We start from the raw sequence: 26724 nt of genomic DNA, 5'->3' as shown, positions 1-26724 counted from the left end.
GCACCATGTCCCTTGTACTTCAAATGCGTAGCGAACGCGCTCAGCTCGTGGCTCAGGTCCAGGCATTGGCCCAGATCGAGGCGGGTGGCGGCAACCTGAGCGCCGAACAATTGGCCCAGTTCACCCAGCTGGAAACCCAGATCAACACCCTGACCGAAAAAATCGGCCGTGCTGAAGCGGCTGAGCGTTTGGCCGCAGCCTCTGCCGTGCCGGTGAATGAGTCTGCTCAGGGCAACAACAGCCCGCCGACACGTATCACCACCCACAGCGAGCCGACCAAGCCAGGTGTGGCGATGGCGCAGATGGTGCGTTTGTTGGTGCAGGCGCAAGGCAATCAGCACCAGGCTGCTGAGATGGCAAAGGCCGGCGGTTATGGTGTGGATGTGCATATGGCCCTGTCCACCGTCACCCCAGGCGCGGGTGGCGTGCTGGTGCCTGAAAACTTCAGTACCAGCGTCATCGAGTCCCTGCGTCCGAAGTCGGTGGTTCGGAAGATGGGCGCAGTCAGTCTGCCACTGAATAACGGCAACCTGACCATGCCGCGAGTACTCGGCAACACCCAGGTCACATACTTGGGTACCGAGGAAGATATCTCCATCACCGAAATGCAGTTCGGTGACCTCAAGCTTTCTGCAAAGAAGGCGGCTGCAATTGTTCCAATTTCCAACGATCTGCTGGCCTATACCGGTGTCAATCCGCGCATCGATGCTCAGGTCAGCAGCGACTTGGCGGTAAGCATGGGACTCTCTGAAGACCTGCACTTTATCCGTGGCCCGGGTACCGGTTCGCTGCCCAAAGGGCTGCGTTACTGGGCGCCTGCCGGGAACGTGCTGGGCGCGCCGGCTGGTGCAACTCTAGCCATCGTTGATCTTTATCTGGGCAGCATGATGCTTCGCCTGGAGACAGCGAATGTGGACCTCGCTGGCTGTGGCTGGATCATGGCGCCGCGCACCTTGCGCTGGCTGCAATCGCTGCGTGACGGCAATGGCAACAAGGCCTATCCGGAAATTGATCTGGGGTTGCTGAAGGGATACTCGGTAGCACTGACCACTCAGGTCCCGACCAACCTGGGGGCGGGTGGCAATGAGTCCGAGATTTACTTTGTCAACTTCGCCGATTGCTACATCGGTGAAGACACCAACCTGGCCATCGCGATCAGTACTGAAGCGTCCTACAAAGATGGTGCCGGAAACACTGTCAGCGCGTTCCAGCGCGACCAGACATTGATTCGAGTGATCAGCAAGCATGACTTCGGTCCGCGTCACGTTGAGTCGATTTCGGTGGGCACCGGCATCACGTGGGGCGCCGGCATGTAAACCCCAGGCCCTGCTGTTGGCAGGGCCAACCATTTTGAAAAGGTACCATCATGAGCGATTTGATAATCGTCACCTTCAGGAAGGAATGGCGTGGCTATGCCATTGGGGAAACCGCAGGCTTTGACGGTGATGCGGCCGAGGTCCTGATCGAAAGCGGTCGGGCCACGCTGTATGCAGCCCCGAAACCCGTTGAAAAAACCGGCCGTGCCTCATCCGGCAGAAAAGGTGCAGGAGAGAGAGTGCCGGACGCTCCCGACAAGCAGGAAGTAGCCGCTGCTGTCGATCCAATTGAACCAATCGATCCGGTAGATGCAATTGCTCCGGTCGAGCAGGTTGATCCGATCGACCCAGACGAGAAGCCCTAAATCATGGCCCGCCGAATCGCCTATACCGGACCACCGGTAATGACCATGGCGCAGGTTGCTTTTCAGTGCCGGATCGAGCCGGAAGACATGCAGCCCGAGTTAGTTGAGCAAATTATCATCCCGGGGGTGACTGCATTCTGTGAAGCAAAAACGGGGGCGGCGATTCGGCAGGCCAGTTATGTCGAGGATTGGCCCGAGCACTACCTGACGGGCCATGCCCTGGACATTGGTCAGGCGACCGAAGTGTCGTCGCTGGCTGTGGTTCAGCCCGATGGCAGTCTGCTTGATCAAACAGGCCCTTTCGATTTGCGACAGGGCAGCCGGGAAAGCTTTCTGCACTTCGGGGCTGGTCGCCCTGCAGGTGTGTTGCGCATTCGCTACCAAGCGGGCGTGGACTTGGCAGCCTACCCGAGTGTGCTCAGTTGGCTATTGATGTCGGCGGCAACTGCTTACCAGCAGCGCGAGACGTTGGTGGTCGGGCAGATGCTCACTGAGTTGCCGTCATCTTTCCTCGATCATCTGTTGGCTGACATCACCGTTCCGCCGAGGTTTTGACTATGGCCACAGTTGGTAACGTTGCAAGGATGCGTGAGCCCGGCGCCGGCGAGCTGAACCGCCGCATCAAGTTGCGATTACGCAGTGATCTGCCGGCCGCTGACTTTGGGCTGGACTCCGTATTCACCGAAGAAAAGTGGCGTTGGGCCAAGATCGAACCGGTCGGCACGGCGATCTACGTGGCGGGTCTGCAGATTGATGCCAAAGTCACCCATCGGGTAATTCTGCACTTCCTGGACGGTCTCAGTGAATCCCACGAAGTACTGCATGGGGTAAAAATCTACCGCGTGCGCCGCGTTGCTGACATGAACGGTAGCCGACGCTTTTCGGTGCTTGAGGTAGAGGAGTTGGGGCCGGAGCAGTCGGCAGGAGGCTTGTATGGCTAACTCAGCGTCCCTTAACGGCTATCTGCACATCGAGGGCTTTGATCAGTTCGGCCAAGACATTTTCGACCGCAAGAAGATCAAGGCCGGTATGCGCAAGGCCGGCAAGCTGGTTGCGCAGCGGGCGCAACTGAACCTGGCGCTGGCGCGGGGCCAGGGTGATTACCCGGTCAACCGCACGGGCACCACGCTGGAGTCGATCAAATTCAAGGTTTCGCGTGCGGGCTTCCTGGTCAAAGTGGCTCCCCGCAAGACCAGCTCTATGAAGGACTTCTACCCGGCCTATCTGCACTACGGTGTAAAGCAGGGGCGACGGTTGCAGCCCCTGGCCCCGGGCAAGGGGAAGGGCAAGGCGAATCGCAGGGCAAAGGGCGTGCGTGCCGCTGCCTTGGCTGAGCGAGCGGCGGGTGCCTGGCGGATTACTCCGCGGGCCAACTACATGGAAGACGCCTTGCAGGACAGCAAATCGCAGGTGCAAGCCATTCTGTCTGCTGCTTTCGCAGCAGCGCTGGACTGACCCGTTCCATCATCTGTTTGGAAACCCCATGAAAATCACCCCGGTTATCGCGCACCTGCGCGAGTACTGCCCGAGCCTGCATGATCGGGTTTCGGGTGGCATCGATCTGGATGCCGTTGCTGAGTCGGTCCTGCTGCACAACCCATCGGCCTATGTCATTGCCGTCGACGATGAGGCCGACGACAACGATCTGCAGACCGGCGTCCGCCAGGACATCAAGGATCGCTTCAACGTTGTCCTGGCGATGGACACCAAGGACGAACGTGGCCAGCAAGCGGCTGATCTGGTCCATGAGTTTCGCAAGGAGTTGTGGAAGGCGCTGGTGGGCTGGAAACCGGCGCCCGAATACGAGCCAATTGTCTATGGCGGCGGCGGGCTGGTGCTGATCAACCGTGCCAGGGTGGTCTATCGCTTCAGCTTCTCTGCGGGCTTCCAGCTCGGGCGCAATGACAGCCACGACCCCGCCGAAACCTGGCACGAATACGAACTCGACGGCCTGCCACCCTTCGCCGGCGCAACCATCCGCATGGACTGCATTGATCCTGCCGACCCCAACCTGCAACCCCCCGGCCCGGACGGGCGTATCGAAGCGACTTTCTCAGGAGACGTAACACCATGACCAACCGCATCACTGTGGTGCCGGCCCCTGGCCGCGCCGTGCCCGACCCCGAGACGGGCGACTTGTTGCCCGTCGAAGGACGGGAAGTCATCGACAACGTCTGGTGGCGGCGCCGCCTCGACGATGGCGACATCACTATCCAGGCGGTGAAAGCGCCAAAGAAGGGGGAGGCTGAATAATGTCCATTGGCTTCAGCAACATTCCGGCAGATATGCGGGTTCCACTGTTCTACGCGGAAATGGACAACTCGGCGGCCAACAGCGCGTCGTCGTCCATGCGCCGGTTGATCGTCGGCCAAGTCAACGATGCCGCTTCGGCTGCGGAGATCGGCTCGCTGGTGCTGGTGCCCAGCCTGGCACTGGCCAAGAACATCGGCGGTCAGGGCTCCATGCTCGCCGCCATGTACGACGCTTGGCGCAAGGTCGATCCGGTGGGTGAGGTGTGGTGCCTGCCACTGAAAGCTTCCACCGGTACTGCCGCGACGGCCACGGTGACCATCACAGGCACGGCCACCGAGGCCGGTCTGCTCAATCTGTACGTCGGCGGGGTGCGGGTCCAGGCCAACGTGATCAACACGTCGACCCCGACCCAGGCGGCAACGGCACTGGCCGCGCAGATCAACGCCGCGGTGGCTCTGCCGGTAACGGCGGTGGCGGCTGCCGGCGTGGTCACCCTGACCTGCAAGTGGAAGGGCGACAGCGGCAACGACATCGCCCTGCAGCAAAACCGGCTAGGCAAGGCCAACGGCGAGTTCACGCCAGCGGGCTTGACCGTGGTGGCGACGGCGATGACCGGCGGTGTCGGTACGCCCGACCAGGTGGCTGCGCTGGCGGCACTGGGTGATGAGCCGTTCGAGTTCATGTGCGTGCCCTGGTCGGATACCACCACGCTCGATGCCTGGCAATTGGCGATGAGCGACAGCGCGGGGCGCTGGTCCTGGTCCAAGCAGCTGTTCGGTCATGTTTACTCGGCCAAGCGCGGCACCCTGGGCACGCTAGTCGCGGCAGGGCAAGCGCGCAACGACCAGCACATGACCATCCAATCGGTGGAGCCAGGTGTGCCGCAGCCTGTGTGGGTACAGGCTGCGTCGTGGACGGCGCGCACTGCTGTGTTCATTTCGGCGGATGCCAGCCGGCCCACGCAGAGCGGTAGCATGCCAGGGCTAGATCCGGCACCGCCAAGTGGGCGCTTCACTTTGACCGAGCGTCAGTCGTTGCTCAGCTACGGCATGGCCACGGCGTACTACGAAGGTGGCTACCTGCGCATTCAGCGCTCGATCACCACCTACCAGAAAAACGCCTTCGGCCAGGCGGATAACTCCTACCTGGACAGCGAAACGATGCACCAGTCGGCCTTCATCATTCGCCGACTGCAGGGCGTGATCACCAGCAAGTATGGCCGGCACAAGCTGGCCAGTGACGGGACCCGCTTCGGCGCCGGTCAGCCGATCGTCACGCCGAGCACGATTCGCGGCGAGCTGATCGCGCAGTACGCCAAGCTCGAGCAGGAAGGCCACGTGGAAAACGCCGAATTGTTCGCCGAGCACCTGATCGTTGAGCGTGACGGCAACGACCCGAGCCGGGTCAACGTGCTGTTCCCGCCGGACTACATCAACGGCTTGCGCGTGTTCGCGTTGCTCAACCAGTTCCGCCTGCAGTACGACGCTGCGGCTTGAAGCAGCCGACGCACATCCGAGCCCGCCCAGAGCGGGCTTTTTCATTCTGGAGAACATGACCATGGGTCAAAAAGTTGCGGGCACCTGCTACGTCAAGGTGGACGGCGCCCAGTTGACCATCACCGGTGGCTGCGAAGCGCCGCTGTCGGACAAAAAGCGGGAGACGGTGGTGCCGGGCTACTACAAGGAAGAGGACCTCGCGCCGTACCTGAAGGTCTCGGCGGTGCACACCTCGGATTTCCCGTTGAAGGCGCTGGTCAGCGGCACCGATATGACCGTCACCTGCGAATTCAAGAACGGCAAGGTGTACGTCCTTTCCGGCGCGTACCTGGTCGACGAGCCCAGCTCCAAGGGCGACGACGGCACCATTGAACTGCAATTTGACGGCAACAAGGGGACCTGGCAATGAAGCTATCTACACCCATCGAGGCTCATGACGAGTTGATCGCTGAGCTGAAACTGCGCCGGCCCACGGTCCAGGAAGTCCGGGCCATTAAGGCGTTGCCCTACAAGATCGACAAAGACGAGGCTGTCTCGCTGGATATGGACGTGGCCGCCAAGTACATCGCGGTGTGTGGCGGCATTCCACCGACGTCCGTAAACCAGCTGGACCTAGCCGATCTCAATTCGCTGAGTTGGGAGGTCGCGGGTTTTTTCATGAGTACGGCATCGAGTCCGTCGCAGACCTGATTGCATTGGTCTACGACGTGGCCTGGTTCTGGAAGATCGATCCGGAGCAGGTCATGGCCCGAACGTTGGACGTGTTCCTTGAATCGCTGGAGCACGCCCAGCGGATCGCCAATACTCAGTAGGTGCGACGATGGCAGACAAGTTTCAGCTGAAGGCGCTGATCACCGGCGTCGACAAGCTCTCGCCCAAGCTGGCTGGTATCCGCAAGAACATTTCCAGTTTCCAGAAGGGCCTGGAGAAAACTGGCCTGGGCAAAATCGGCTTTCAGGATCTGGTCACCGGGGGCGCGTTGGCGGCGCCCTTTGTAGTTGGCGTCAAGGCGGCGATCGATTTCGAGTCGCAGATGGCCGATGTGAAGAAGGTGGTCGATTTCGACACGCCGCAGCAGTTCAAGCAGATGGGTGATGACATCGGGCGCATGTCCGAACGTTTGCCCATGGCGGCCGGCGATATTGCCAAGATCGTTGCGGCGGGTGGCCAGTCTGGCATCGCTCGTGATGAGCTGCTGGGCTTTGCCGAGGCGGCGGTGAAGATGGGAGTGGCCTTTGATCAGACCGCCGAAGAAAGTGGCGACATGATGGCCAAGTGGCGCGCCGCATTCAAGATGACGCAGCCTGAAGTAGGCGCCTTGGCTGACCAGGTCAACTATCTCGGCAACACTGGGGCCAAGGCCAGTACGGTGGCCAGCATCGTTACATCCGTGGGTTCATTGGGTTCTGTGGCGGGCCTGGCAGCTGGCCAGGTCGCGGCCATGGCAGCAACCCTCGATAAGGTGGGGGTGGCGCAGGACGTGGCCGGAACCGGGCTCCAGAATTTCATGCTGACACTTACGGCGGGTTCGGCGGCGACCAAGCAGCAACAACAAGCCTTTAAGTCGCTTCGCCTTGATTCCGCGAATCTCGCCAAGGGTATGCAGAAGGACGCGCAGGGGACGATCCTCACGGTTCTCACCGCGATCAGCAAAGTCGATCCCAGCAAGCAAGCCGCAGTGATGACTCAGCTTTTCGGGCGTGAATCGATCAAGCCGATTTCGCAGTTGCTCACCAGCCTGGACATCTTGAAGGCAAACTTCACCGCGGTTGGGGATTCGACCATTTACGGCGGCTCGATGCAGAAGGAATACGCTTCTCGGGCGGCGACCACAGCCAACAACCTGCAGCTTTTGCGCAACACGATCGAGGGCGTCGCCCGGGCACTGGGTGAGGCCTTGCTGCCGGGCTTGAACCTCGCCATTGATGCCTTGGCCCCGGCGCTGAGCTATATCGGGGCATTGATCTCGGCCAACCCCAACCTGGTACGCGGCTTGGCCATCGCCGGTGTCGCGTTCACCGCGGTGCGTCTGGCGGTTTTAGGCGCGACGGTGGCGACCAAGTTGATGGGCGTGGCATTCGCTGCGACCCCGGTGGGGATCATCGCCATTGGGATCGCCGCAGCGGCAGGGTTGATCGTGGCCAACTGGGACAAGGTCGGACCGTTTTTCACGGCTCTCTGGGAGCTGATCAAAGCTTTGGCGGTACCCTTCATGGACTTCCTGAAGTCGGTGTTCGCCTGGACTCCACTTGGAATGATCATGGAGAACTGGGACCCCATCGTGGCTTATTTCGGGGAGCTGTGGGCCAAGATCAAGCCGTTGCTCGAGCCCATCCTGAAGTTCATGGGGCTGAACGACGGTGGTCCGGGGATCACCGCCAAAGTCACGCAGATGGCTGAGGAGCAAAAGGTGCGCAACGCCGGCGTCGGTGGTGGCACGGGAGCATTTCTGCGAAGCGATGCAGCCCAAACCGCGCAAGACCTGAGTGCCCCAGAGGCGGCGCGCGCCCGCAGCCTGCTGCAGGCGCCGGATCAGGATCTGAGCCCTGGTCGGCTGCTGCGGGCACCAGAACAGAATCTTAGTCCTGGTCGGCTGCTGCAGGCGCCAGAACAGGATCTGAGTCCTGGTCGGCTGCTGCAGGCACCAGCACAGGATCTGAGCCCTGGTCGGCTGCTGCAGACGCCAGGACAGACCCTGACACCGGGCAGCCTGATCCAGCAAACAGCGGCCAACACTCAGACCAAACTACAGGGCGAGATGGTAATGCGCTTTGAGAACGCACCGCCCGGCCTGCGCGTTGAGCCCGCGAAAACCAACCAGCCTGGGCTGAGTGTCACACCCAACGTCGGCTATCGAACCATTGGCGCAGGAGGCAGGCAATGACTACGACCTGGCGGGATAGCTTGTTGCCCGCATCGTTTCGCGGCGTCAGCTTCGTGGTAGACCAGGCCGGGGTGCCAGTCGGCCGCAAAGGGCAGCTGCATGAATACCCGCAGCGCGATGATCCGTACTTCGAAGCGCTGGGCAAACAATCCCAGGTGCACAAACTCACGGCCTATGTGATCGGCCCGGATTGCTTTGCTCGCCGCGACAAGCTACTGGAAGCGTTGGAGGCCGAAGGCCCGGGCGAGCTGGTCCACCCCTGGCTCGGCCGCATGCAGGTGCAGGCCGGGGAGTGCGAGCTGCAGCACGACCGGCGCGAAGGCGGCATGGCCCGCTTCGACCTGACCTTCTACCCGGATAGACCGCGCAAGTTTCCGACCGCGACGGTGAACAGCCAGCAGCAGGTAAGCAAGTCGTCACAGGGATTGTTGAGTTCGGCGTTGGGGCGGTATTCGACGGCCATGGCTAAAGTCGATCAGGCGCGCATCAACCTGAACAGTCTGCGCGGCAGCGTCTCCGGTGTGTTCGGGGTGATCCAGCGGCAATTTGCGCCGTTGGCGGGGATCTTCGGCGGTGCCAATGGTCTCGCCCAGTCACTGGTCAATTCGCCGTCATCCTTGAACTCACTGTTTTACAGCTACTTCGGAGGCACTGGTTCTTCCAGCTCGCGCAGTTTCAGTTCCAGTTCCAGCAGCTCTAGCAGCACCAGCACCGGCACCAGAGCTGGCGAGGCTCCCGATTACCGCGCTGCCGTGGCCACGTCCACCCAGCACGCCGAAGACGTCGCTAGCATCAATACGGTCAGCCAGAGCAGCGGGATGGACACCGGCTCTGCTGCGCAAGCGGCGGCCAATCTGGTTCAGGACGCGTTGCTAGTGCAGGTCGCTGGTGTGGTCGCGCAGATGCCGGTGGCCACCCAGCCGGAATCGGTGGCGTCGACACCCTCGCTGGCCCAGCAGGTGGTGCAACCGGTCGAGCGGCCCGAAGTGCCGGTGGCTGATGAAGTCCTGACGCTGCGTGACACCTTGAATGACGCCATCTGGGAGGCGTCTCTGAAGGCCGACCCGCAGCACTTTCAGGCGCTCGCCACCTTACGTCAGGCGCTGGCCCAGCACCTGACAGTTGTAGCCGCCTCGGGTGTGCGTCTGGTGGAGATTTCTCCCGCAGAAACCTTACCTGCGCTCGTGCTGGCCTACTGCCGTTTCGGCGATGCCACCCGGGCCGGCGAGGTCGTGCAGCGCAATCGCGTCCGTCATCCCGGCTTTGTGCCGCCGGTTGCCCTGAAAGTCGCCCAGGAGTAGACATGCCCGATACAGCGAACACCGTCACCCTTACCGTCGACGGTCTGGATTATGGCGGCTGGAAAACCGTGGAAATCTCGGCAGGGCTTGAGCGGCAAGCGCGGGATTTCACTTTGGGCATCACCTGGCGCTGGCCGGGTCAAACCGTCGCCGTACCCATCAGGCAGGGGGCAAAGTGTGAAGTCAGGATCGGCAACGACCTGGTGCTGACCGGCTGGGTCTTCGCCACGCCAATCAACTACGACGACAAGCAAATCAGCCTGTCGGTCTCCGGTCGATCGCTGACTGCCGACCTGGTGGACTGCGCGGCGGTGAATAAGCCCGGGCAATGGAGCGGGCAGGGCGTGCTGAACATCGTTTCGGCCTTGGCCGCACCTTACGGGTTGCCGGTGCGCAGTGAGATCGCGGAAACCGGCAAACTCTCCGATCACACGATCGAGCCCGGCGAAACGGTGTTTGAGTCCATCGACCGGTTGTTGACCTTGTTTCGGGTGTTCTCCACCGACGACGCGCAGGGCGCGGTAGTGCTAGCCCGGCCGGGCAGTCAAGGTCGCGCCATGGATGTGCTGGAGCTGGGCAAGAATGTATTGAGCGGCAGTGCGCCGCTGGACTTCTCCGGTGTGTTTTCCGAATACCAGGTGCTCGGCCAGCGCAGTGGTACCGACAGTGAGTTCGGCCAGCAGGCCTCCGAGGTGTCGGCCTCGGTCAGTGATGACCGCACCACGCGCAAGCGTGCCCTGATCATTCACGAATCCGGGCAGATGACTCCTGAGCTGGCCCAGAGCCGGGCCAACTGGGAGCGTGGCAACCGCATCGGCAAGGCACTGACCACCACCTACAAGGTGCAAGGTTGGCGGCAATCCAACGGCGCGCTCTGGCGCCACAACATGCTGGTGCGGGTAGTCGATCCGTTGATCGGCTTTGACCGCGACATGCTGATTGCCGAGGTGACCTATTCCCTCAGTGACCAGGGCACGACCACCACCCTGGTCGTTGGCCCACCAGACGGCTTTGAGCCTGAACCGCTGGACCCGCACAAGAAACGCAAAGTGAAAAAAGGCGGCAACGGCGACAACTTCGAATACCTGCTACCTCCGGACTGGGACAAAAAGACATGAGCCTCCTGACCCGCATGTTGGCCCGCGGCACCGTGGTGCTGGCGAATTCGGCCAACAAGTTGCAAACGTTGCAAATGCGTCTGACCGCTAATGAGGTCAAGGGCAATATGGAACACTTCGAGCCCTATGGTTTCACCAGCCACCCCCAGGCTGGCGCCGAAGGGATCGCCGCGTTTCTCGGCGGCGATCGCTCACATGGCGTACTGCTCGTGGTCGCGGATCGGCGTTATCGCCTGCAATCACTGAAACCGGGGGAGGTGGCCATCTACACCGACGAAGGTGATCGAATCCACTTCAAGCGCGGGCGGGTCATCGACATCGAGACCGGCACCCTGAACATCCGGGCCAGTAAGGCAGTGAACTTCGACACGCCACAGATCACCCAGAGCGGCGAGATCGTTTCGCAGGGTGACCAGGTCGCCGGCGGTGTCAGTCAGATCCATCACCCCCATGGTGGCGTGCAGGTGGGCAGCGGGCAGAGTGGTGCAGCCATCGGTGGATCGACATGAACCTGACCGGAAGCCTCGAAGACTCGCTGACCCGCACCGTGGTGATCAGCCTATTCACCTGGCGCCGGGCGGGTCCTGACGATCCGGTAGACGACGATGAACGCTACGGCTGGTGGGGCGACAGCTTCCCGGCGGTGGCCGATGATCGGATCGGTTCGCGGTTGTGGTTGTTGCGCAGGGTCAGGCTGACCGCCCAGACCCAGCGCGATGCCGAATTCTATGCCCACGAAGCGCTGCAATGGCTACTCGACGACGGCCATGTGTCCGGCATCGAAGTGGCTAGCGAAAAGGTGGACATCAACCGACTAAACCTGGCCGTGGCCCTGACTCTTCCCGGCGGGCGCCGCCTGGACATCAACGCAAACCAACTCTGGCAGGTGATCTATGCCGTTTGAAACGCCGTCGTTACCGGCGCTGATCAGCCGCACACAAAATGAGCTGGCCAGCGATGCCTTGCGCCAATCCGATGCCCAAGTGCTGTCCCGCGCCTTGGGTGGTACCGCGTTCGGCCTGTATGGATATTTGAATTGGATCGTCGAGCAGGTACTACCGGACACCGCCGATGAGGAAACGCTCGAGCGCCTGGCTGTCATACGCCTTAAACAGCCGCGCAAGGCAGCGCAGCCGGCCCAAGGTTCGGTCAGCTTTCTTGCAGCAGCAGGCGCCGTGCTCAATGTTGACACCGTCCTGCAGTTCGGCGACGGACGCTCGTACCGTGTCACCACAGGCTTGATTACGACGGCGGGTACCAATACCACCACAGTTGAAGCCGTCGACGGCGGTGCCTTGGGCAATGCAGACCCCGGCATGACCATGACCTTGGTCCAGCCGGTGGAAGGCATCGACAGTACCTTCACCGTCCAGGCCCCCGGGCTGGCTGGAGGCGTTGCCCGAGAGAGCGTTGAGTCATTGCGGGCGCGGGTGATCCGCTCCTATCAGGTGATTCCTCATGGGGGTGATGCAGAGGATTACGAGACTTGGGCGCTGGAGTGCGTCGGGGTCACTCGCGCCTGGTGTCGGCGCAATTACATGGGGCCCGGCACCGTTGGGTTGTTCTTCACGCGGGATGACGATGCCAATCCGATCCCAAATGCAGCGCAGCTGGCCGAGGTCAAGGCCTATGTCGAGGCACGGCGGCCGGTAACCGGCGAGCTCTATGTACTCCCCCCAGTACCGGTACCGGTGGCTTACAGCCTGCGCTTGACCCCTGACACCACCGTTGTGCGTGCCAAGGTAGAGGCGCAGTTGCTCGACTTGCACAACCGTGAAGCTGGCTTGGGCGACACCCTGCTGATCACCCATATCCGCGAAGCCATCAGCGGTGCGGTCGGCGAAACGGACCACGTGTTGACGGCTCCGGCCGCCAATGTGCCTGCGACCACTAATCAGCTGCTGACCTATGGGGGGTGTGTATGGCTGCCATAAGGACGGCCGAGGAATACAAGGACCAACTGCGCGCGCTATTGCCGCAGGGCCCGGCCTGGGACCCGGAGCAGGTGCCAGAAATCGACCTGGTATTGACCGGTGTCGCCCAGGAGTTTGCCCGCATCGATACCCGAGCTTTTGACCTGCTCAACGAGATGGCCGCGGATGGCGTCAACGAGCTGGTGCCGGACTGGGAAGCGGTGATGAACCTGCCTGATCCATGCCTCGGTGCGAGCCCTGCGTTCGAGGATCGTCGGCTGGCGGTACGCCGGCGGCTGGTTGCGGTAGGCGGGCAGAGCATCAGCTTCTTCATTGAGCTGGCTGTTGCTCAAGGCTATCCACAGGCCAGTGTGACCGAGCACCGGGCGCCGCGCTTCGGTCGGTCTCGCTTTGGCAAGGCCCACTTCGGCACTTGGTCGGCGCAGTTTATGTGGACCCTCAATTCCGGGCCGCGCCGCCGGCTGGGGCGGCGCTTTGGGGCGAGCTTCTGGGGCGAACGATTTGGCGCTAATCCCAGCGGTGCGCTGGAGTGTGTCATCCGGCGCAGCGCGCCTGCGCATACGTTGGAATTTATCAATTACGGGGAGAGCGATTAATGGATTTTCCGAAAAGCGTGCCGAACGTTGGGCTGGTTGGCGGCGTGTTTGTCGATGAAAACACGGGTACGGGTCAAGTAGGCTCACTGATTCCGGCGGCATGGGGAACTGCTGTCACCCAAGAGATTCTGGCAGTGATTCAGGCAGCCGGACTTTCCCCATCCGAGGCGGATTTAACCCAGCTAGTGAGGGCGATTCGCACGATTGGTCAAGCCAGTACCGCCAGTTACGCCTTGGATACGGGCGCGGTCAATGCCTATGTGGCGGCCTTTACTCCGGCCATTACCAGCCGGGTCAGTGGTCGGGTGCTGCGATTCATAGCGGCAAATACCAATACCTCCTCTTCCACGTTCAATGACGGAACCGGTTTAGCAAACTTGATTGGTTTGGCCGGTCTGGCGCTTCAAGGGGGTGAAGTTGTCGCTGGCGGGATCTGTACGGTGGTCTGGAACAGCGCGTCGTGGGGTGGTGCAGGCGCTTACGTGCTGCTGTCCTGCGAAAACGGCGCACTACAGGTCGCAGCCGCAACCAAGTCTCAACATGCGGTTACGTTGACTCAATTAAAGAACTGTGGCTCACAAATGTTCTCGGCCAATGGCACGTTCAACGTGCCGGCCGGGGTCACTTCGGTGTATGTGACCTTGTGTGGAGGCGGTGGAGGTGGCGCGGCTTATTTTGATGTCTCTTCTGCGGGCGGTGGTGGCGGGGGCGGTGCTTCGGGGCTCCGTGTGCCCATTGCCGTAACGCCCTTAGCTGCAATTACGGTGACTGTAGGAGGGGCGGGTACTGGCGGGCAGGCTGCCGGAGCCGCTGGTGTGGCCGGTGGGGCTTCCTCCTTCGGCGCCCTATTGAGCGCGCCTGGCGGCGGCGGTGGAGCCTCTGCGGGTGCTGGTGGCTCCGGTGGCGGCGGCAGCGGCAGCATCGTGGCCGGCGGTGGCGGTCAAGCTTACAACCCCTCAGCAACGTCTGCGGAACAGGGCGGCTCCGGTGGCAGCTCGGCATTCGGTGCTGGCGGTTTTGGCAGCCTGCGTGCGGGTTCCGTCGCGGCAGCTCAGGGAGGAGGTTACGGCGCCGGTGGTGGTGGCGGTTGCAGAACAGTGGGGGCGCCCGGCAGTAAAGGTTTTGTTCTGGTGGAGTGGAATCAGCAATGAATATTTATGCGTATATCCAAGACGGCCTGCTGCATTGGAAGTTTGAATCTGAAGAGCCGCCAGAGTTCGCGCCCAACATCACCATCGTGGATATTACGGGCGAGCATCCTATGCCGGAGGAAGGGTGGTTGTTCGATGGGCAGGCTTTTTCGCCGCCACCACCACCCTCGGCCGAGGAGCTGTTGGCGAGGGCTCAAGGGCGGTTGATGGCTGAGCGAAAGGTAGCGGACGACGCTATAGCACCCCTTCAAGATGCGATTGACCTCGACGAGGCTACTGAAGAGGAAATCGCTAGGCTCAAGCTTTGGAAAAAATACCGAATCGCATTGAGTCGTGTAGTTGAGCAGACAGGTTACCCGCAGGCCATTGAGTGGCCCGTTGCGCCAGCCTAATACCAGATTTCGTGGATAGAGCCCGCTCCGAGCGGGCTTAATTTTGCCTGGAGAAAAGCATGGCCAAGATATCCGATTCACTGGCGGGCAGTAAAAACGCGCTCGCTTTCCTCGACATGCTGGCCTGGTCAGAAGGAACCTCAACCAGCAAGCACACCCACAACGATGGCTATGACGTCATCGTCGGCGGCATCGACAGTCCGAACATCTTCACCAGCTATGCCGATCACCCGGGCGTGCTGGTAACCGTCAACCGCAAAGGACTGAGGTCGACGGCTGCCGGCCGATACCAGCAGATGAAGAAGGATTGGCCGCACTATCGCGACCTGTTGAAACTGCCCGACTTCAGTCCAATCAGCCAGGACAAGCTGGCATTGCAACACATCCAGGAGTGCCGGGCGCTGCCGGATGTGCACGCCGGTCGTATCGCCGCCGCAATCGCGAAATGCCGAAACATTTGGGCCAGCCTGCCAGAGGCGGGTTATGGGCAGCGAGAGCACAAGCTCAATGATTTGATCGCTTGCTATATCGCGGCCGGCGGGAGGCTCACATGAGCGTGGGGCGGCTGCTCAGCATCGGCATGCTCCTGTCTCTGCTGCTGGGGCTTGGATACGGCGCGTATCAGCATGGCCGTAGCACATCCAACAACGAATGGGAGGCACGTTGGGCGGAGCAGGGGGAATTTCAGGCCAAGGCCCGTGTGGCAGCCGAAACATCCGCTCGGGCGGAAGAGCAACGCCGGCAAACGGCAATTAATCGAGCAGGAAGCAATGCACGAGAACAGAACCAGGTGGCGGCTATTGATGCTATTGATGCCGACGCTGCTGGTCAGCGCCTGCACATTGCAGCCGCCAAACTGGCAGCCGGAGACAGTCGGTGCGCCTCATATACCGGCGCTGCCGAGCGAGGCCAGACAGCCACCCGCTCCGCCATGGTGCTCTCCGACCTGCTCAAAAGGGCTGATGCTCGAGCGGGAGAGTTGGCAAAGGCTTACGACGCCGCCCGAGTAGCGGGCCTGGCATGTGAGGTGGCTTTCAGCAGTTTGCCCCAGCCTCGTCCTAACGCCGATTAGCTATCTCAGGCCCCGGGCATGCAGGTCAGTTGTCGCCCGATCCTGCATGAAACCTCGGCTGTCTATATCGTTCTTTAAGTTCGAGAGCTCCACGTAGGCACTCGACAGCAAGAGTTTCGTCTGGGCCAACTCGGTTCTCAGCGAATCTCTCTCCGCCACAGCTTGTGTTTGCATATCCACCAGCTTGGCGATATTGGCCCGGCCCTGACGCAGCAACTCGTTCAGGTCGTCTATCTCGGTAGCCAAGAGCTCGGCATGGTGCTTCCACATTTCCAACGGTGTGGGCACTCCCAGGCATCCGAAGTCGTCATCGGTTTCCATTGGTCACCTCCCGAATTCTGGAGCGCTGCTCAACCGGGCAGCGGTATGAAAAGGAGCGGCAAGCCAGAGTGCGTCAACACTTGGGCTGACCGCCAAACCCGCAGGTATCCCCTGCAAGTCCAGCCACGGCTCCTGCTCTGAGCACAAAGCGGAGCGAGCGTAACACTGGTTGTTTATACAGTAAAGGGCTTGATATGGGTATCAGTTCACATTGGCATACGGTGCCCGACCGAGGTAGATGACGGGTGTAGTGGCATCGACTCGTGACAGGGTGTGGGGTTACGAAGCGTCTTTCCTTGGTGTTCCCGAGAGTCAATAGGTTGTAAGACTGGCGCTATCGTGGATCTCAGGGTAGTTTCTGATCACTGTACGTAGTGCATCAAATGTATATTTTTGGAGGCGACGATGAAAAATGAATTTCCAGGCTATTTCGCCAACGGTGCTGCAGACATAGAGGCACTCTGGGATAGCTGTCTTTTCATTCTGGATGCGAATGTCCTCCTCAGTCTGTACCGGTATTCGGACTCTACCCGCTCAGATTTGCTCCAGGTATTTGGGGCGCTTAATGATCGGTTGTGGGTGCCGAACCAAGTTGCTTATGAATATTTGAATAATCGGTTGTCTGTAATTGGTGACCAAGTAAAGATATATGACGATGCAATGAGGAAAACAGACGCGCTAAGGAAGGCGTTAGAAAGCGCGAATCAGCATCCGTTTGTAAGTCCAGTTACATTGGGGGAGTGTAATAAAACATTCGAAAAACTTGTTGGTGAACTTGGTGAAAACAAGTTGGTTCACGAAAGGCGCATTAACGTAGATGAGATTAAAGATCAGTTGGAGCCCCTTTTAAAAGGGCGTGTTGGTAGCGAGTATCCCCGAGAAAAAATTGAGCAAGTTATAACTGATGGAAAACTGAGGTATGAGGAAAAAATTCCGCCTGGATTTAATGATGTAAAGAAAGGTGGCGAGTCACCATTGCTGTCGGAGAGGCGCAAACCATATGGGGACTATATCGTTTGGTTGCAAATGATCGACAAGGCCAAGGAGTTGAATAAGCCTGTCATATTCGTAACTGGTGATGTCAAAGATGATTGGTGGGTTACGTTTAATGGCAAGACAGTTGGGCCTCAGCCGCAATTGATTCAAGAATTTCTCCTCCTTACCGGCCAAGCGTTTTATATGTATTCTCCGGACAGGTTTTTGGAGCGCGCTAGTACCTATCTTAATCAAGAAACATCTGAGCAAGCCGTAAATGAAATACGAGATGTGCAAGAGGAAGAAGCCGAAAGTGCAATGGTGGATAGCGTACTCAATAGATGGCCCTCAACACGTCCAGATGGATTGGACATTGAGCGGAATCTCTGGTGGAAAAAACTTTCTGAAAAAACTGCTGCAGATGGGCAAGAGCCTCAAGTTAGATTGTTTGTTGATCTGCCGTGGAATAGTAAGTCGTCGAGATTGGACGAGCTGAGTAAAGAGAAGAATTTAATTTCGGAAAGAGGATTGGAGCTTAAGAGAAGATTGGAAGAGGCAAAGAGGAGGCGCGATATGTTGCAGGAAGTGGTTAAGCGCCTATCCTCCCATTCTAGCCAGGTGATGCGAGAAGAGGCTGAGCCAGTACTTCATGAATTCATTTCTGTAGATAAGCTTATAAAAGAGTTGGAAGAAGAGTTGGCTGGGTTGAGGAAGGCGATGTGGGGGGTTATTAATACAATGAACAATATTAATGACGGTTCTGGCGAGGAGTAAAGCTATTTGCCTTGGGGGTGTGTTGTTGAATGCATGCTTCATCGATGTGATGGGGAGTGAACTCAGGCGCCGTGCCAGGTCGGGTGGCACTGACTGATTCCTTCGGCTCTGCTGGACCGTTTTCGGTGGAAAGCTATACAACGCGTCTTGATCAACTGTGGCGTGTGAGCTGCAGTTGATGCTGCGATTGGCGTGATTCAGTGTGCCTGGCGGAAGCTGAGGGAACTCAGGGAAGATACTCACTAATCTTATTGGTTTGACAGGTATAGAGAAGGGGGGGATGTTTTTGGATTCGGTGGTGATAGTTATAGAGTTTCTTAAGTCAATTCCGACCGTCATCTGGTCTGGTGTTATTGCATCTGGACTCACGCTAATGGGGGTGCTGATTTCCAATCGAAGTAATACCAATAGGCTCGTTATTCAGCTGGCTCATGACGCTGCCGAAAAAAAGAAAGAGCGCATAACCAATTTAAGGCGGGAAGTTTATTTGAAGGTTTCGGATGATATGGCAAAGCTCAGTGCGCATATAATGTCGCTGCCTAATATTGATCCTGCCGACTTCAAAAGCCAAGAATTAATCCAGAGTTTTTCTGGGGGGGTAGCAAAGCTACAGCTTGTCGCTGAGCCTAAGACGGCTTTGCTTGCGAATGAACTTGTAGCCGAGTATGGCGAGCTTCAAATGAATGCTCTTGTTCGAGTGATGCCCGCGCACGATGCGCGCAGCAGCATATCTATCAATGACAAGATGTATGAAAAATCCCGAGCTGAAACAAATCGCATTATTGCGGAAATGAATAAGTTTGTCGAGGAGGTTAACACTGACGCCAATCGCTTTGAGGCCTTGAACAGAGCCTTCGATTTTCATAATGGTCAAGCGGACAAATATGCTGAGGCGAGAGATGAAGCATATGACACGTACAATAGGCTGAATATAGAGTTCTGCAAGCAGCTGTATTCTGATTTACGGCCGATTCTAATGCTTCAAATCGGAGTTATAATAGAGTTTCGTCGTGATCTCGGTCTTACAGCTGAAATTGATTTTTATAAGGAGCAATTGGAAGAAGTTGGAGCCAGAATGGAGGAGGCTATGAATAAAGCCTTCAATGCGCTAAGCGATAATATGGAAATTCCGTTGCCAGCTAAAAAGGCCAGCCTAGAAGGGGGGCAAGGCTGAACATATATTGACTTTTTATATGGAAGGGAATGTGTGTATCACAGGCGCCCGCCGAGAGGCGGGCAGTGTAAAAATGGAAAAATTAACTTTTCCCGAAGTCGTGCACATAAATTTCGAAGTCTGTCATTTTGTCAGATTTGATCATGATGGTTTTTTTGTTGTTTCCCATTACTAGGAAGTAATCGCCAATCTTTCCAATCAATATGCATCCTTGTGAACATAGCCCTTCTTCACGGCGAATCATATCTTGCTTGTCAGACCGACTCAGAATTTTGTTAGCTTTTGAGTTTGCAGACATAATGGAACTGACAGGGAGAAAGACTATGAATGCTGTCAAGGCTATTCTTATGGGAGGGGCGCTGAATGCCTTCAAGAATACTTCAGTTTGAGCTAGCGGTCTCGCAATAAGTAGCATTGTGCTGAAGGTTATTGCAGTTAGCCATTCATGTCTGCTATCAAAATACATTGCAAGGGAAAGAACGATTGATCCCAGCAAGAATCTGATTTTAATTTCTTTGTGTAAATGGTTTGTTTCTTTTTTAGAAGCTTCCGTAGTGGGGAATAAGGCTTCAAATAATAATACAAAAATAGCAAATGCGGAGGCAATAAAGATTTCATTTCCTGCGTAGGTTATTATTTCTCCCAGTCCGATGTATGCAAACGGTTTTATGTTGAACTTGGACCAGAAAGTATATATGTCAATGCATGCGCAGAATAAGGCGTATGAGACTAGGTAGGGTGCAGCTTGTCTTAGTTGCTTTATATGTCGATTGTGGTCTATCAATCTCGGACCTTTGCGTTTTGGCTGTCAGGATGCTGGCTGTACCTTCTCTTTGTACTGCGTTGAGCCGTAGATACGCTTGGAGGTACCGGAAGATAGCAGTGGCAATTATTGGGTCAGAAAAAATTTAAGGTAGCCGAATGCCTCGATGTTACGACTTTGGATTTGTTCAACATCATCTATCGCCGATGCTACGCGGTGTGTGCATTTCTGAGCGAACAAATCGCTTCTTGGAGAAGTGTGGCATTCCGGTCGATGGTATCCAAGGCGCCGCGCACATTGTCGGCGATTTTTTGCGATCCGCTCTGCCGTACCCACAAGGCGAGCTCTTCCACTGCTGCGGCAATTGCGATCTGGTTGTCACTGATCAGCTCAAGGGCAACAGGTAGGGCGTTTTTTTCAATCATGACTTCGACTCCATTCGAGAAGCTCAGAGCTTAGCAAACCAACGGAATTTGAACATCAGCAATGGGGGCGCTGAGCGGTCGACAAGCCATCCATCGAGCGAGAAATCAGTTCCGCAAGGGTTTTGGCGCCCAATGTCGGACGTGGCTTCCGGTTTGCCGATTTGCGGAACAAAATTCAATTTAAGTTATTGAAATATAGGACTTAGATTCTGGACTTGAAAACTGCTGTCCTGGTCTATCAACGATTGCCTTAGGCCAGGATGCCAGTCGGGACTGTCTTGGATGGGACGGACTCTCGTGTGAAAAAATGTCGATTGCCAAGGGGGCTCTCGTATCTCTGCTTAATTTTTGCTACAGCAAGAATTTACCTGTCTATAAAGTGCTGAAATATAAGATATTTTTAATATAATCGATTCGATCCATCATCGGGGCCACGCTGAAGCGGCGGGAGGGTTCTGGGCTTGAGATTGGGGTGTTCGTCAGGGGCATCAGGGGCGTCTGCATTGGAGCGGGAGGATTGCGATTTGGGCAAATGGAGCAACGGCCTAGTTTATCAGCAAAGTGCTGTGCTCTGCGGGCGTCTCTTTCTTCAACCCAGGTTGATGGGGAGGGTGATTATGACCAATATAAAAACCTGAATTGGAGTCTTGATCATGCAGCGCGTTTTGGCCGATATCGCAGTCAGCGTATCTGAGCTGAAGAAAAATCCTTCGGCGGTGTTGAGTGGGGCTCAGGGTAGAGCGGTTGCAGTGCTCAACCATAATCGTGTCATGGGCTATATGGTCCCTGCGGAAGTGTTTGAGGCGATGATGGAGCGGCTGGATGACTTGGATTTGGCAGAATTGGTATGTGCTCGTCGCCACGAAATGGCAGTGCCCGTGGGGCTGGATGATCTGTAAGCTTGCGTACCTGCCTTCTGCATCTGATGGGAAAGGGGACACCCATTAGCCTTGACTTGAGACCGGCTAATGGGTGTCCCCTTTTTTTGAGGGGCGCGCTACACGGATCAGCCGTTGGCGCGATTGGCCGCCTTGGCTTTGCTTTCAGCTACAGCGGCTTCAGCCTTCTGTTTCTGTGCAGCCTGGAAAGCTTCCATCGAAACTTTCCGGGCCGCCTCCATGCGTGCAAAGGACCGATCACCGCCACCTGTGGCCATAGCCAGAGAAGAAGCGGTCAGAGTGGCGACTACGAAGAGAGCTTTCATGGATTTCATTTGGGTATCCTCTAGTGAAACTTTGTGAACTGCTAAAAACGGATTTTATTTGCTAAAGCTGAACTTCCTTGTTCAACCTGGCCTCACCATCCCGCCAGGGCGGTGTTTCTTTCTGCCCAGGTGCCTTGCTCCATGCGCCCTTCAGTGCCTCTGCCTTTTGCCCAGGCAGTGAGCAGTACCATCATCCCGAATCCACCGACGATGAGAACCGGATAGGCTGCCAGCAACTCCACTAGCGAGTACTTCCAAGCCAGCGGACGACCAACACCCAGCATTGCAGCATATAGCCATGAGACAGCAGAGAGCGCCCCCGAGAACAGGGCCAGCATGCGCAGGCTGAAGGAGAGTTTCAGTAACGATCCGGCTTTTTTCAGAGCGGGCAATATAGCGCTATGCAACAGGAAGCCATTAAAGGTCAATAGCACAACTATCCCGATTTTGGCTTGCAATTTTGGATTGAGGAAATACTCCATCCCCTTGCCGGCATAATCTATCCCGACAATACCAATGCCCGTAATCCAAAGAGCTACAAGTGCAAGCACTACGGTTTTTTGAAGACTTTCCATATGCGCGTCATCGTGGTGATCTGAAGCATCCCCCTTCAGGAGTTGCTTGACCATTGCAATGTCACTGGTCAAAACCAGCCCAATTGCCACGCAGCAGGCGATAAGATGAAAATATACAACGCCCAAACGCAAATATTCCACGGTGGACGAAGAAAACATACTAAGTTCCATGGTTACCTCTTGGCTTCAATAGTGAATCAATATGGCTCTCAGCACGGCTTAATTGGAGTTTGCCGTTGCTGATTGCAATCAAGTTCCAGCAATTTTTATCAATTAATCTTGCGACATTACGCCGGCAAGATAACAGCGATTTTCACGAATGAACTTTCAATCATTCGATCATGTCCATTTTCAGGTAAACAAAAACATCATTCGCACTTAGTGCATATGAGGTTTAACTATCGCTTCTGGGGGGCAGGCGTGGCCCAGAATTCTATCGGCGAGCGGATCAGGCAATGCTGGAGGGGTTGGCTGGGCTTGCGCCCCATTCGAGGAAACGGATTTTGTGAACCTCACCCAAGCTGTCTTCGTAGACCAGGGTCACCGGTACCACGCCCGTCTTATCGGATGTATCGGTGCGCTGTAATACCCTGTGCACATCGATTTCCATTCCATAGTGGTATTCGACGGCTGAGACATGCGCGCCGGGTTCTTGTAGGCCGTTCTGGTCGAAGACACTTGGTGCGAGACTCGAAATCACGGCACTGACAACTGTGGCCATGCTCATAAGGCTGTACCTCTGACATTCGCTTGACAAGGACTTCATGTGACACTCGGTGAAAGTGAAGTTCACTCCACCGCGACGAACGCACCGATCTGAGTCGCCTGTAGTGGCTTCAGGCTCCCGACAATTCCCCGCGCTTGACACCTCTCGACCATTCGTCCTTTAGACGCCGTATTTGTTGGGCCAAACCCCTTTCCTGAATGAGGTCATGACATGTCATGACGAATCTCTCGCTCTATCTTTGCCTATTCACAGGCATGACCGAATCCCATTCAGTAACGAAAGCCGTCTTGTTTTTCTTGTCGAACAGACACAGTTCCCGACCTACCTGGTTCTTCATATGAGCCTGGGGGTACCGCCCCTGCAGAAGCACCGCCACATAACCGACCCGATCATCAAACTGCGCTATACGACCCACAGCCTTGGCCTCCTTGAGCTGGCTCGCCTTGGTGCACGAGGCAACAACTTGTTTATCGAACTCAGCCCATTGCTGAGGACTGGAGGCGAGCGCCTGTCCGGTCGTGATGGCCAAGAGCATCGCGGAGAGGGAAAGTGCTTTCATGATCACCTTGTTGGATCGCGCTGAAATGGCCGCGCTAAAAGTATTGATGTGTGATTGAAGTAGATTGCCAGCAAATCTCAACATCGAGCCTTGCTGGCAAACGTCTCACGAGAAAAGAATGGAAAACTCAGCTCTCGGCTTTAGCCTCACGCCGATTCCCCTCGCTTTCAATCCCATCGATCACCGCATCGACCAGCGCCTTGGCCATCTCAATGGAATGCAACGTCGACCACAACAATCCCTGGTTCGCAGCGGGCTCGATCATGCACATGTGGTAGGTCGTTTCTCGCGCGCATTTGAGCGACAGCGAAGCATGCACCAAGGCATCTTCAGCATTAATCCCGGCGCATACGGAAAACAAAGGCCCATGCCCGGCATCACACGTACCGAAGGCGGTCGCCACGGTTTTGTAGAGGTTTTCACTTGAGGGTGGATCGGGAACGATTTTGATCATAATGAAGCTCCTGTGGTTCGTAATAGGAGCTACCACTTTTCGCTTGCACACGAATAGGTGGCAGCTGTGCGCAGGTGTGCAAGACCGAGGAAACACAGGAAACCCGGCAGGCCCGAAGACCTCCCACGCACAGCCGCCATAAAACACTTCGCGAAGGAAGTACTCCGAAGAAGGCTATGGCGTTGCTTTGTTTCTGCTTTCACTCGAGCTTGCACGCTCGGCCGCTGATTTTCAGCGACCGAACGAGCCTAGAGTGCAGACCAAAGCGACGCAACCGCCAGGAGGGCGACACGGGTTGTAGGATAATTCCTTAATTCAAAATCAAGAAAGAATTTCGTCTTGAATTTCGTTTAAGAGGGTGCAATTCAACGCGTCTTCAAACCCGATCGAGCGCAATCTCAATGTATTGAGGAACACATCATCGGCAACGGGGAGAGGGGGAGGTGACTGTGGGACGGCAAGGAGAACGAAAAGGCCGAACCCGCCAAGAAGGGAATCCAGCCTGAACAATCTGAATCAGCACAAGTTACGCGCAACACTCAAAGCCGAGTAGGTCTGCGCCACCGGCATGATCTCGATCGAGTTGATGTTCATATGCCCCGGCTGCTGAGCTATCCATGACACTGTGTTCGCCAGGTCCTCCGGTCGAATGGCATCGACATCCTTGTATCACGCCTCAACCCAGGTATTTCACGCCGAGGCTGGCGAACAGGCAGAGCATCGACAGCACCAGCACTTTGCGCACCACATCGTTGCCCTTGCGGATAGCCAGCGCGCTGCCGACGTGGTTGCCGAGGATGTTGCAGGCCACCAGGGGCAAGGCCAGCAGGTAGATCACTTTACCGGCCATCACGAACGCCACCAGCGCGCCGATGTTCGAGGCGAAGTTGAAGGTCTTGGAATTGGCTGAGCTGGAGACCAGGTCCATCTTCAGCAGGTAGTGGAAGGCGATGATGAACATGCTGCCGGTGCCGGGTCCGAAAAAGCCGTCGTAGAAACCTATGGTCAGGCAGGTCAAAGGCACCACGGTAAAGAGCACGCGATCGCTCAAGATGTGTTCCTGGACCGGGCGATCCTTTGGGGTGAGGAAGATCAGGATGCCGATGGGGATCAACGCCAGGATGATTTTTCCGACGGTCTCCTGCGAGATGGAAATGATCAGGTGTGCGCCCAGGTAGGCACCCAGCAGTGAAAACGGTACCCCGATCAGTGCGACCTTCCAGACCATCTTGCTGTTGACCAGAAAGTTTCTGATGGCAGCGAGGGTGCCCAGGGTGCTGACCAGTTTTTCCTGGCCCAGGGCGACTTGCGGGGGCAGGCCCACCAGCAGAAAGCCCGGTACCAGAAACAGCCCGCCGCCACCGGCGATGCTGTCGACAAAGCCGGCGACAAAGGCGATGGCTCCCAGCAGCAGGATTGCGAATATCCAGTGTTCAGCCCAATACGATCCCAGCAGTTCCATAGCGATACCTGTCATTGGTGAGTGGAGAAATCAAGAACGGACTTCGTACAAGTGCTCGACGCCATCGTTCTGCGGCTCGTAGCCATCCCGGGGGGAGCAATCAATAGTTGCTGGTAAGTGCTCTGTAGTTGTTTTTATTTTTAAGGTGATTTGATGTTTTGTTTTTTGTGTAAGGTGCGTGAGCACATCTAATGTCCTAGATATACAGGAGGTTAAGTGGTGCCTTTGTATGTTTGGCTTTTGTACTGTTTAATGTCGACTGGATGGATTGGCTTTTGTTGGGGGTGCAGGGAGTCAGGCTCTAGTGTGTAATTATTTTTATAAGTGTGGATTCATGCTGACGATATCAAATACGCAATAAAAAGTTTGTAGGAGACATCCTAAAGTTCCGAATTTCTTATCAGATTGAATGGTCGAGAGGTATTGACCAGAGCGAAGTCGTCGGCGGGATTGGGGGAGATTGAAGCGTGGCGTGAAGCGGGCTTTGCATGTTCAGAGGGGCCCGGAACAGGCCCTGTTTTCGGCGGGAAATCGCGAACTCAACCACGCACCAAATAAGCCCCATACGGAACCCGATGCTTCAGCTTCTTGCAGCTCCCGGGTTTAGGCTGATGCCCCGGCGGGCGGTCAGGAAACCAGATTCGGCATTTGCCCGGAGGCGGCCAATGGCCGCGGGGGATATCCGATTCGTCGAATTCGTATTCTGGCTCGGAGGAGGTCATTTGAAGCTCTCCTTCGCCATGTGGCCCGCCAACCGTCTGTGCTTCCGATCCCCACTCTGCCTGTGCGGAAGCGAGGTCGGCAGCGGCCTGTTCGGTTTCCGGGGCGGATTGCAGAACAACCGCGGTGTCTGCTTCGCGGCGCCAGGCGAGCTTCGCTTCCCGGGCTTGCAGTGCTGCAATCCGGATCTCTTCGGCGCTGGGTGAGGTATTGGGCGCCAGGGCCTTCTGCGCCGCCTGGATCAATTGGATGTTGCGGTTGCGTAACTGGACGTTACGACCAACCTGCAGGTTGGAGCGCATTGCCAGCGCTTCGGCCTGCTGGTACTGGCCCTGCTGAAGACGCAATACACCGAGGTAGTGCAGCGTCGCGGGATTGTTCGGCTGGATTTGCAGCGCACGCTCCAGCGAGGCAGCGGCCTGGTCCAGCTGGCCAGCTTCGTACTGTTGCGAGGCGGTTTCTATCAGGATGGTTGATGCGTTGTTACTTTGCGCGCAGGCGACGACCGAGCACAGCGATGCGGCAGCGCAGAGCGCCAGGACGAGACTCGGCAGAAGACTCTTGGTTTGCATTCAGGGGATGGGCTCGGCTGGGGGTGGTTCGCCTGTCCCGTCATCGCGGATGACGGGGCTTCTATCGACCGGACCCATACCCTGAAGTTCCCGCTGGCGCGGCCTCTGCAACGATAATTTGCGCAGCGGCCGAGCAGGGCC

At 57.1% G+C, this 26724-nt stretch carries 34 protein-coding genes and 1 pseudogene; 24 read left to right on the top strand and 11 right to left on the bottom strand.

The features are described 5' to 3' along the window. Positions 1-5 precede the first annotated feature (5 nt). From F2S13_RS04615 to F2S13_RS04515, 21 genes are all read left to right on the top strand, one after another. Positions 6-1316, top strand: a complete 1311-nt coding sequence (locus F2S13_RS04615) for a phage major capsid protein (RefSeq protein WP_166359291.1) — start codon at positions 6-8, stop codon at positions 1314-1316. A 50-nt stretch (positions 1317-1366) separates the two neighbouring features. Continuing rightward, positions 1367-1681: a hypothetical protein gene (locus F2S13_RS04610; protein ID WP_166359290.1), complete on the top strand. Its 315-nt coding sequence runs from the start codon at positions 1367-1369 to the stop codon at positions 1679-1681. A gap of 3 nt (positions 1682-1684) precedes the next feature. Further along, a complete protein-coding gene (locus F2S13_RS04605; protein ID WP_166359289.1) occupies positions 1685-2236 on the top strand; it encodes a hypothetical protein in 552 nt (183 codons plus the stop codon). Between the two features lie 2 nt (positions 2237-2238). Further along, positions 2239-2622, top strand: a complete 384-nt coding sequence (locus F2S13_RS04600) for a head-tail adaptor protein (protein WP_218583817.1) — start codon at positions 2239-2241, stop codon at positions 2620-2622. After that, positions 2615-3136 carry a hypothetical protein gene (locus tag F2S13_RS04595; protein ID WP_166359288.1) on the top strand — a complete coding sequence of 174 codons (522 nt, stop codon included), beginning with the start codon at positions 2615-2617 and terminating at the stop codon, positions 3134-3136. Before F2S13_RS04600 ends, F2S13_RS04595 begins: the two co-directional genes overlap by 8 nt. A 28-nt stretch (positions 3137-3164) precedes the next feature. Further along, a complete protein-coding gene (locus F2S13_RS04590) occupies positions 3165-3755 on the top strand; it encodes a phage tail terminator protein (RefSeq protein ID WP_166359287.1) in 591 nt (196 codons plus the stop codon). After that, positions 3752-3934: a DUF2635 domain-containing protein gene (locus F2S13_RS04585; RefSeq protein ID WP_166359286.1), complete on the top strand. Its 183-nt coding sequence runs from the start codon at positions 3752-3754 to the stop codon at positions 3932-3934. Before F2S13_RS04590 ends, F2S13_RS04585 begins: the two co-directional genes overlap by 4 nt. Beyond that, positions 3934-5430: a phage tail sheath subtilisin-like domain-containing protein gene (locus tag F2S13_RS04580; protein ID WP_166359285.1), complete on the top strand. Its 1497-nt coding sequence runs from the start codon at positions 3934-3936 to the stop codon at positions 5428-5430. Before F2S13_RS04585 ends, F2S13_RS04580 begins: the two co-directional genes overlap by 1 nt. 61 nt (positions 5431-5491) lie before the next feature. Further along, the gene (locus tag F2S13_RS04575) at positions 5492-5839 is read left to right on the top strand and encodes a phage tail tube protein (RefSeq protein WP_166359284.1); all 348 of its coding nucleotides are present in this window, start codon (positions 5492-5494) and stop codon (positions 5837-5839) included. Continuing rightward, entirely contained in the window at positions 5836-6120 is a 285-nt protein-coding gene (locus F2S13_RS04570) for a phage tail assembly protein (protein ID WP_166359283.1), read from the top strand. The genes F2S13_RS04575 and F2S13_RS04570 overlap by 4 nt, the downstream gene beginning before the upstream one ends. 130 nt (positions 6121-6250) lie before the next feature. Further along, complete coding sequence (locus F2S13_RS04565) at positions 6251-8314, top strand: phage tail tape measure protein (RefSeq protein WP_166359282.1); 2064 nt, start codon at positions 6251-6253, stop codon at positions 8312-8314. Next, positions 8311-9615: a DNA circularization protein gene (locus F2S13_RS04560; protein ID WP_166359281.1), complete on the top strand. Its 1305-nt coding sequence runs from the start codon at positions 8311-8313 to the stop codon at positions 9613-9615. The genes F2S13_RS04565 and F2S13_RS04560 overlap by 4 nt, the downstream gene beginning before the upstream one ends. Positions 9616-9617: 2 nt before the next feature. Then, entirely contained in the window at positions 9618-10733 is a 1116-nt protein-coding gene (locus tag F2S13_RS04555) for a phage baseplate assembly protein (protein WP_166359280.1), read from the top strand. Continuing rightward, complete coding sequence (locus F2S13_RS04550; protein ID WP_166359279.1) at positions 10730-11242, top strand: phage baseplate assembly protein V; 513 nt, start codon at positions 10730-10732, stop codon at positions 11240-11242. The genes F2S13_RS04555 and F2S13_RS04550 overlap by 4 nt, the downstream gene beginning before the upstream one ends. Continuing rightward, complete coding sequence (locus tag F2S13_RS04545) at positions 11239-11637, top strand: phage GP46 family protein (RefSeq protein ID WP_166359278.1); 399 nt, start codon at positions 11239-11241, stop codon at positions 11635-11637. Before F2S13_RS04550 ends, F2S13_RS04545 begins: the two co-directional genes overlap by 4 nt. Then, positions 11627-12667 (top strand): baseplate J/gp47 family protein, encoded by a 1041-nt coding sequence (locus F2S13_RS04540; protein ID WP_166359277.1) that lies wholly within the window; start codon positions 11627-11629, stop codon positions 12665-12667. Before F2S13_RS04545 ends, F2S13_RS04540 begins: the two co-directional genes overlap by 11 nt. Beyond that, positions 12655-13263, top strand: a complete 609-nt coding sequence (locus tag F2S13_RS04535) for a YmfQ family protein (protein ID WP_166359276.1) — start codon at positions 12655-12657, stop codon at positions 13261-13263. Before F2S13_RS04540 ends, F2S13_RS04535 begins: the two co-directional genes overlap by 13 nt. Beyond that, a complete protein-coding gene (locus F2S13_RS04530) occupies positions 13263-14414 on the top strand; it encodes a glycine-rich domain-containing protein (RefSeq protein WP_166359275.1) in 1152 nt (383 codons plus the stop codon). Before F2S13_RS04535 ends, F2S13_RS04530 begins: the two co-directional genes overlap by 1 nt. Further along, positions 14411-14806 carry a tail fiber assembly protein gene (locus F2S13_RS04525; protein ID WP_166359274.1) on the top strand — a complete coding sequence of 132 codons (396 nt, stop codon included), beginning with the start codon at positions 14411-14413 and terminating at the stop codon, positions 14804-14806. The genes F2S13_RS04530 and F2S13_RS04525 overlap by 4 nt, the downstream gene beginning before the upstream one ends. Positions 14807-14865: 59 nt before the next feature. After that, positions 14866-15360: a glycoside hydrolase family 24 protein gene (locus F2S13_RS04520; protein WP_166359273.1), complete on the top strand. Its 495-nt coding sequence runs from the start codon at positions 14866-14868 to the stop codon at positions 15358-15360. Further along, positions 15357-15878, top strand: coding sequence for a DUF2514 domain-containing protein (locus F2S13_RS04515; RefSeq protein WP_166359272.1), 522 nt, complete (start codon positions 15357-15359; stop codon positions 15876-15878). Before F2S13_RS04520 ends, F2S13_RS04515 begins: the two co-directional genes overlap by 4 nt. Here the strand turns inward: F2S13_RS04515 and F2S13_RS04510 are convergent, their stop codons facing one another. Further along, positions 15879-16199, bottom strand: coding sequence for a hypothetical protein (locus tag F2S13_RS04510; RefSeq protein ID WP_166359271.1), 321 nt, complete (start codon positions 16197-16199; stop codon positions 15879-15881). Positions 16200-16604: 405 nt separating this feature from the next. Here F2S13_RS04510 and F2S13_RS04505 point away from each other — a divergent pair, with 405 nt between their 5' ends. Both F2S13_RS04505 and F2S13_RS04500 read left to right on the top strand, forming a co-directional pair. Further along, positions 16605-17948: a PIN-like domain-containing protein gene (locus tag F2S13_RS04505; protein WP_166359270.1), complete on the top strand. Its 1344-nt coding sequence runs from the start codon at positions 16605-16607 to the stop codon at positions 17946-17948. Between the two features lie 280 nt (positions 17949-18228). Then, positions 18229-19122 carry a hypothetical protein gene (locus F2S13_RS04500; protein WP_178118979.1) on the top strand — a complete coding sequence of 298 codons (894 nt, stop codon included), beginning with the start codon at positions 18229-18231 and terminating at the stop codon, positions 19120-19122. Between the two features lie 82 nt (positions 19123-19204). On the opposite strand, the gene F2S13_RS04495 is transcribed toward F2S13_RS04500, so the two are convergent. Further along, positions 19205-19906 (bottom strand): hypothetical protein, encoded by a 702-nt coding sequence (locus tag F2S13_RS04495; RefSeq protein ID WP_166359269.1) that lies wholly within the window; start codon positions 19904-19906, stop codon positions 19205-19207. Positions 19907-20094: 188 nt separating this feature from the next. Further along, entirely contained in the window at positions 20095-20310 is a 216-nt protein-coding gene (locus F2S13_RS04490; RefSeq protein WP_166359268.1) for a hypothetical protein, read from the bottom strand. 653 nt (positions 20311-20963) lie between these two features. On the opposite strand from F2S13_RS04490, the gene F2S13_RS04485 reads away from it, so the two are divergent. Further along, positions 20964-21209, top strand: coding sequence for a type II toxin-antitoxin system Phd/YefM family antitoxin (locus F2S13_RS04485; protein ID WP_166359267.1), 246 nt, complete (start codon positions 20964-20966; stop codon positions 21207-21209). 107 nt (positions 21210-21316) lie between these two features. Here the strand turns inward: F2S13_RS04485 and F2S13_RS04480 are convergent, their stop codons facing one another. The 8 genes and pseudogenes from F2S13_RS04480 to F2S13_RS04450 form a co-directional block, all read right to left on the bottom strand. Beyond that, a complete protein-coding gene (locus tag F2S13_RS04480; RefSeq protein WP_166359266.1) occupies positions 21317-21523 on the bottom strand; it encodes a co-regulatory protein PtrA N-terminal domain-containing protein in 207 nt (68 codons plus the stop codon). A gap of 83 nt (positions 21524-21606) precedes the next feature. Further along, positions 21607-22260, bottom strand: coding sequence for a hypothetical protein (locus tag F2S13_RS04475; protein ID WP_166359265.1), 654 nt, complete (start codon positions 22258-22260; stop codon positions 21607-21609). A 277-nt stretch (positions 22261-22537) separates the two neighbouring features. Beyond that, positions 22538-22816 carry a DUF2790 domain-containing protein gene (locus tag F2S13_RS04470; protein ID WP_166359264.1) on the bottom strand — a complete coding sequence of 93 codons (279 nt, stop codon included), beginning with the start codon at positions 22814-22816 and terminating at the stop codon, positions 22538-22540. A 232-nt stretch (positions 22817-23048) separates the two neighbouring features. Further along, on the bottom strand, positions 23049-23375 hold the full coding sequence (locus tag F2S13_RS04465) for a hypothetical protein (RefSeq protein ID WP_166359363.1): 327 nt from the start codon (positions 23373-23375) through the stop codon (positions 23049-23051). Between the two features lie 127 nt (positions 23376-23502). After that, the gene (locus F2S13_RS04460) at positions 23503-23829 is read right to left on the bottom strand and encodes a DUF3077 domain-containing protein (RefSeq protein ID WP_166359263.1); all 327 of its coding nucleotides are present in this window, start codon (positions 23827-23829) and stop codon (positions 23503-23505) included. Positions 23830-24345: 516 nt separating this feature from the next. After that, positions 24346-24498: pseudogene (locus F2S13_RS29325) on the bottom strand (NADP-dependent 3-hydroxy acid dehydrogenase); the annotation flags it as partial. Positions 24499-24505: 7 nt separating this feature from the next. After that, complete coding sequence (locus tag F2S13_RS04455) at positions 24506-25291, bottom strand: sulfite exporter TauE/SafE family protein (protein ID WP_166359262.1); 786 nt, start codon at positions 25289-25291, stop codon at positions 24506-24508. 539 nt (positions 25292-25830) lie between these two features. Further along, positions 25831-26583: a tetratricopeptide repeat protein gene (locus tag F2S13_RS04450; protein WP_166359261.1), complete on the bottom strand. Its 753-nt coding sequence runs from the start codon at positions 26581-26583 to the stop codon at positions 25831-25833. Positions 26584-26724 lie beyond the last annotated feature (141 nt).

Source organism: Pseudomonas akapageensis (assembly GCF_011355085.1).
Taxonomy (GTDB): Bacteria; Pseudomonadota; Gammaproteobacteria; order Pseudomonadales; family Pseudomonadaceae; genus Aquipseudomonas; species Aquipseudomonas akapageensis.
Note: the sequence above shows the minus strand (reverse complement) of the source record. Positions and strands in the feature narration are given on the sequence as shown.